We start from the raw sequence: 1,383 nt of genomic DNA on the forward strand, positions 1-1,383 counted from the left end.
GACCCGCGCCTCGCGCGGGGGCACGAGGTCGCCACGGCTGAAGCGGAAATCCGGGAAATAGTTGACGCCCTTGCTCGTGGCGTCGATCACGGGATTGTTCTCCTTGTTGAACGCCCGCAGGCGGTCTTTCCCCATTTGCGCCCCGTACAGGTTCCATGCCGGCACGAGCGCCGGGCACGCGAGGAAAAAGTTGACGGAAAACTGGACGGCACTCTCGAGAGCCTCCCGGTACTTGATTTGATTATCCGTCGGCGGGGTGTCCGCCTTGTCCCGCGTGCTGCTCATTCGGCAGGGTTTCCCCATGCGATAGTAATGTGTTATCCCGTCGCGGTGATATTTGCGCGGCGATTCTCGTTTTATGTCATCGTCTTCCATGGCTTTTGAATTTTACGTGTAACTATTCCCACGCTACTCCTACACGCTATAAAGTTAAAAAATATTATCGGGATTTCCAACACTTAACGATAATTGTAGATAAGTTATTAATAAGTTATAGATAAGTTATTAATAAGTAAGGGGGTGGGAATACCGTTGGACGTGGCAAGCGCGCGGTGGTAATTCGTTGATTATTATCGTGTATTGTTAATTCTTTCGTCGGGAGCCGCGGGATGCCCCGGTTATTGTTAAAAAATACAAAACATTAACATCCGGTGTCTTTTTCGCCGGGTATTAATGTCGTAACTTGTGTTGGAGAAACCTACCTTGTTGGCAGGCGTTTGAATATTATTAACGAAAAAGAAGGATTATGAAAGAGAAATTTTACGGTTGTGCCTCCATGCGAGGCACGCACGGGGACAAGGTGTACTACCCCCACCAGTTCGAGGTGCGGACCATCGTGTCGCGCTCGCTCTCCGATAAAAAGAAGAAACTGGACGAGAACGTGGCGATGAACGACGTCGCTTTCGGTGGCCTGGGAAGCGAGGGCGGCTACCTGTTGCCCGCCACGCGGCTGGGATTTCCCCCCACGGGGAAGGCGGAAGCCTTCGGGCATTCCCGCTTCGTGGGGGTCAACGCCCTTGCCAAGGTGGCCACGGCGGTGAAGATCGACCCGACGAAGACGTACGATCCCAAGGTGAAACTCGAGTTGCAGTTCACGTGCCTGATCGATTACCCGAGCTTGATCCTCGCCCAAGGCAAAGTGCCGGCTATCCCGGTGACCGCCACGCTGAACGAGGAGACGCGCAAGGTGATTTGCGAGCAGGAGGGGGAGGAGCTGACCGGCTCGGACCGCCTCGCGGATGATTACGCGCAGGCAGTGGTGTATGACCCCATGAGTAAAACGTGTATCGTGACGCGGCTGCGCGACCGCTCGGAATCCGGCTCGACCTCCATCGCGCTGCCCGCGGGTGTGGACCTCGGCGCGGTGGTCGTTTACGCGTTCAC

The 1,383-nt window shown here is 55.2% G+C and carries 1 protein-coding gene and 1 pseudogene; one reads left to right on the forward strand and one right to left on the reverse strand.

Annotated elements, in window-relative coordinates:
* A partial coding sequence (locus BN8899_RS00070; RefSeq protein WP_148375187.1) for a hypothetical protein occupies positions 1–375 on the reverse strand: 375 nt, incomplete at its 3' end.
* Between the two features lie 370 nt (positions 376–745).
* Between BN8899_RS00070 and BN8899_RS00075 the strand changes: the two are divergent.
* Positions 746–1,383: pseudogene (locus BN8899_RS00075) on the forward strand (hypothetical protein); the annotation flags it as partial.

The sequence above is a fragment of the Butyricimonas sp. Marseille-P2440 genome (assembly GCF_900091675.1).
Lineage (GTDB): Bacteria > Bacteroidota > Bacteroidia > Bacteroidales > Marinifilaceae > Butyricimonas > Butyricimonas synergistica.